The organism is Candidatus Eremiobacteraceae bacterium (assembly GCA_036511855.1).
Lineage (GTDB): Bacteria > Vulcanimicrobiota > Vulcanimicrobiia > Eremiobacterales > Eremiobacteraceae > JABCYQ01.
Map to the genome: position 1 here is coordinate 1 of DATCBN010000008.1, position 5000 is coordinate 5000.

General features: G+C 55.0%; 2 protein-coding genes and 2 rRNA genes (1 of these 4 running past the window's edge). 2 read left to right on the forward strand and 2 right to left on the reverse strand.

Annotation, left to right across the window (positions count from 1 at the left end):
- The first annotated feature begins 232 nt into the window (after positions 1-232).
- Entirely contained in the window at positions 233-709 is a 477-nt protein-coding gene (locus VII69_01310; protein HEY5093736.1) for a VOC family protein, read from the forward strand.
- Between the two features lie 527 nt (positions 710-1236).
- Positions 1237-2418 carry an alkaline phosphatase family protein gene (locus VII69_01315; protein HEY5093737.1) on the forward strand — a complete coding sequence of 394 codons (1182 nt, stop codon included), beginning with the start codon at positions 1237-1239 and terminating at the stop codon, positions 2416-2418.
- A gap of 60 nt (positions 2419-2478) precedes the next feature.
- Here VII69_01315 and rrf read toward each other — a convergent pair.
- Positions 2479-2596 (reverse strand): 5S ribosomal RNA (gene rrf, locus VII69_01320).
- 105 nt (positions 2597-2701) lie between these two features.
- Positions 2702-5000: ribosomal RNA gene (locus tag VII69_01325) — 23S ribosomal RNA — on the reverse strand; it runs 1662 nt beyond the window's last position.

Genomic DNA, 5000 nt, shown 5'->3' on the forward strand with positions numbered 1-5000 from the left:
CCACAAGTAGGTCGCGGATGATGAGAACAACCCATCGCTCGCCGACGATCTCCAATGCTCTCGCTAGTCCGCAGAACTGCCCATAGGACCTAGGTTTCATGGTCTAGTTATAACATACTCTATTTAAGCAAGTCAACTTGCCTTTTGAAGTGGAGTGTGCTAAGATGGCTCACATGCCGGCGTGCGCCGGCCGCCAACAAAAAGACGCTGACCTCTCAGAAGGAGCTCGAAAATGGCGATAGTACGAGGCGTTCCCGATGGATTTCACACGCTCTCACCTTATTTGATCTGCAAAGACGCGACAAGGGCGATCGAGTTTTACAAGCGGGCTTTCGGCGCGACTGAGCTCAGCCGCACAACCGGACCCGGCGGTACGCTTATGAATGCGCAGCTGCGAATCGGCAACTCGATATTCATGCTCATGGAAGAAAATTTGGAATGGAAAGCGAGGTCGCCGCAAAGTTTGAACGGCTCGCCGGTCTCGATTCATCTCTACGTCGCGGATGCCGACAAAGTGTTCGGTCAGGCCGTTGCCGCCGGCGCATCCGTCAAAATGCCAATGGACGACATGTTTTGGGGTGACCGCTACGGATCAATCTCGGATCCTTTCGGCCACAGCTGGGACATCGCGACTCGTATTACGGACTTAACCGAGGCAGAAGCAAAACTAGCGAGCGACGAGTTCTTCTCGAAGATGCAGCACGCGTAGCGCTCACTTCGTTCCACCGCTTCGAACCCAATGACGAGCGCAAAACCAAAGAGCTGGCCGCGATCTCTCGCAGCCGGCTCTTTCAAACTATCCAGCGCCTTCCAACTCTCCCAACAGGTAAATCGCGAACGTGTTTTTCAGCGTGTCGTCCGCAACCGCAGTTTTAGTTTTCAGCACGCTTTCAGTCTCTCACTCTCTGCAAGGTGGGGATTCTCGATTTTCGGTTTGGTCCGATGCAAGTAGTTGCGAGAACCCAAATGAGACGAACATTCCACCGGGGAATTATGCGATTCGGGCAATAGCCTCCCGATTGGCCTTTAATGGCTGATGAGGGGGCGCTTTGTCACCCTCGGGCACAAGTTGGAGTGCACGTCATGCCAAAGCATATCCGTCTCGCAATGTACGCATCCGCCGTTGTCGCCTTCGCGGGCGGCTGCAGCGGCAGCCATGCTCTACCCGGGCTTCCCGTCAAATCGGCATCACTGGTGCATCGAAACGATTTCAATTTGCCGAGATATGTCATCGTCATGGTACAAGAGAACCGCAGCGTCGATAATCTCTTCCAGACGCAGCCGGGCGTCGACACCCAAAATTTCGGCATTGACTCGCACAACAATCGTATTCCACTCAAAGAGATCAAATTGGGGACGGCTTTTTCCTGTGCTCACACGCATGCGGCGTTTGTCACGGAAGTGACTGCAGGCTTCGACCTGGCAGACTGTGGAGCGAAAGCGCCGGTCGACGCGGCGTTCTCCTATGTGGATCCGTCCACGATTACGCAGTACACTGCCCTTGCATCGCAATATGCCTTCGCCGATCACGTCCTTCAAAGCAATGAAGGTCCGAGCTTGCCCGCGCACCTCTACTTGATCGCGGCGACGTCGGGAAGCCAGGGCTCGCAGTTCAACATTTCGGAAAACGACGGATCTCCCGCGGGATGCAACGCGCCGGCCGGCAAGACGGTGCCCACCATCGACATGACGAGCAGTTTTCCGGGCGTTGAGAACAATCCGATCTTTCCGTGCATAAATCCGCTGACCATCTTCAACGAACTCGACCGCGCTCGAATCTCGTGGAAGTATTACACACCGAGCGTGAACAGCATTTGGACTGCGCCGTACGCAGTTCAATCGCTCTATCAATTTGACAGAGGGAACGTGATTGTTCCTGAAACCACCATCCTGTCGGATATCCAAGACAATCGGTTAGCACAGGTGAGCTACGTGATCCCGAGCAACCAAAACTCGGACCATCCAGGCCAGGGAACGGGAGGGCCGACTTGGGTTGCTTCGGTGGTCAACGCGCTCGGGAATTCGCGGTATTGGAACGAGTGCGCGATCATCGTGGTGTGGGATGATTGGGGCGGCTGGTACGATCACGTCGCCTACGCGCATCCGTCCGGCAAACCTACCGACCCGTATGAGTACGGCTTGCGAGTTCCGCTGTTGGCGATAGGCCCATTCGCGAGGTCCAATTTCGTGGACCACACGCAACGCGACTTCAGCGCGATTCCGCACTTCATCGAGGACGTGTACGGGTTAAACTCGCTTAGTCAGTTGGACGCGCAAACCGACGACCTGTTCAGCCTCTTCAATTTCCAAGGTGGACACGGACACGCGAGAACGTTTACGCCGATTCCAACCGGAAACGTGACGATCAAAGGGCTGATCAACCGTCCGCCCGATTCGACGCCGATCGACAACGACTAGCGCGAACTCGACAAACTAAAGAGCCGGCCGCGATCTCTCGCGGCCGGCTCTTTCTTAGTAATCCGGCGCCTTCCTACTCTCCCAACAACCCTGCGGTTGCAGTACCATCGGCGTTAGTGGGCTTAACTGCCGTGTTCGGAATGGGAACGGGTGTGGCCCCACCACCATCGGCACCGGAAACTTTGCAGCGAGCATTGCATGCTCCCTGAAAGCTGCATAGCGGGAAATCGTTTCGAGTGTGGTGTGTATCTTGCAACTTCATTCGCAACTATGATGATTGCGAGTGAATAACTCTCCGACTGATTAGTACCGGTCAGCTGCACGCATTACTGCGCTTCTACCTCCGGCCTATTAACCTGGTGGTCTACCAGGAGTCTTCACCTTGCGGTTCCAGACCTTATCTTGGAGTCTGCTTCACGCTTAGATGCTTTCAGCGTTTATCAGATCCGAACGTGGCTACCCGGCTCTGCCACTGGCGTGACAACCGGTTCACTAGCGGTTCGTCCAACCCGGTCCTCTCGTACTAGGGTCAGCGCTCCTCAAGTCTGTGACGCCCACAGCGGATAGGGACCGAACTGTCTCACGCATGTTATTTCCGTCATTCCTGACGGCATAGACTATATCTTCATCCCGTTTCCGGGAGTCGGCGTGTGATCGTGGTGGTAAATTTGCCGCCTTACAGCGACAGTCACACATGATCTCGAGGCGTTCCCGCCTCTCAGTCGTTACAGGGATCGATCATTCCGTGCGTTTCCGTGTAGGAAATTGATCGATCTTCCCTCGGTATTACCCCGCAAGCTTCGGTCAAAGCTTGCGTCGGGTTTCACCGATATAGCCGATGTTCATCCTCCAATTGCTCGGAGGAGACGCAGTGTATTATTCTACGTTCTGAACCCAGATCGCGTACCGCTTTAATTGGCGAACAGCCAAACCCTTGGGACCTACTACAGCCCCAGGATGCGACGATCCGACATCGAGGTGCCAAACCTCCCCGTCGATGTGGCAATCTGCAATCACTTGCAGCTTAGACTATACCTTCATCTCTTTCGAGATGGTGACGTATTATGAAAGCGATAGATTTGCGCCGGTATGCGCAGCACTTCCATCTCTCGCACCTGCGAGAAGTCGTTACGGGGGAAGTTTGCATAGCATGCACGCGGCGTTTGACACGCCGAATGCGAAGCTCGACAAGACCTTGCGTTAACAAGATCATGCGACAAACTTCCTTCCCTCGGTATTGCCCCACCCTGTGGGGTTCCACCGATATGAGTCACGGTTGCCCATTCGATCGCTCGAATGGCGAGCCCAATTGACTCTTGGGGGAGATAAGCCTGTTATCCCCGGGGTAGCTTTTATCCGTTAAGCGACGGCTCTTCCATACAACACCGTCGGATCACTTAGCCCGACTTTCGTCCCTGCTCGACATGTACGTCTCGCAGTTAAGCCAACTTCTGCCTATGCACTCTTACGGTTGATTTCCGACCAACCTGAGTCGACCTTTGGGCGCCTCCGTTACTCTTTGGGAGGCGACCGCCCCAGTCAAACTGCCCGCCTGACCATGTCCACCGACCGGATAACGGCCGCTTGTTAGATTCCCGGAACCAACAGGGTGGTATCCCAAGGGTGGCTCCACCGAGTCCGAAGACCCGGCTTCACAGCCTCCCACCTATCCTGTGCAGTCAGTTCTAGAAATCAAGATCAGGGTACAGTAAAGCTCCACGGGGTCTTTCCGTCCTGCTGCGGGTAACGGGCATCTTCACCCGTATTGCAACTTCGCCGAGCCCCCCATTGAGACAGTGCCCAAGTCGTTACGCCATTCGTGCAGGTCGGAACTTACCCGACAAGGAATTTCGCTCAGTTCTGTTACCACCGATTGCTTTAAGCAGCCGGCGGACTCGTCATTTCTGCGAGCCTCCTCGCATCGCTGCGAGGCTCGGACTATATCATCATCCGTGCTTGCGCACGGCGTTCGGCATGTAGTCTCTGAGGGGACCCGATGTGCTCGGGTCTTCCCTGCTGATTGTCCGCACCGATCGGATTGTCACGCGATCGAGATCGCGTACCGTCGGATGCTCGGATGTTCCAGCATATAGCCGAATTCTCGCACGATCTTACGACCGTGCGGGGCAATCGATATCACCTTAGGACCGTTATAGTTACGGCCGCCGTTTACTGGGGCTTCAATTCAATGCGTCGCCTTGCGGCTAACATCTCCTTTTAACCTTCCAGCACCGGGCAGGCGTCAGCCCCTATACGTCCGCTTTCGCGTTTGCAGAGACCTGTGTTTTTGTTAAACAGTCGCTTGGGCCTATTCACTGCGACCTTTTCGCGCCACTACAGTAAATGCGTGTACGCTACTCAGGCACCCCTTTTCCCGAAGTTACGGGGCTAATTTGCCGAGTTCCTTAACAGGGGTTCTCTCGTCGCCTTGGCATTCTCTGCCAGTCTACCGGTGTCGGTTTGCGGTACGGGCACCAATGGCCCTTGCTAGACGCTTTTCTTGGCAGTTGAGTATTGTCGACTTCTCCGCATTGCTTTGGATCGTATTCGCTTCTCGGGTTTCGGTCTTAACCAAGCCACGG

Coding starts and splice junctions, on each gene's coding strand:
- VII69_01315 (HEY5093737.1), top strand. CDS start 1,237: ATGGTACAAGAGAACCGCAGCGTCGATAATCTCTTCCAGACGCAGCCG.
- VII69_01310 (HEY5093736.1), top strand. CDS start 233: ATGGCGATAGTACGAGGCGTTCCCGATGGATTTCACACGCTCTCACCT.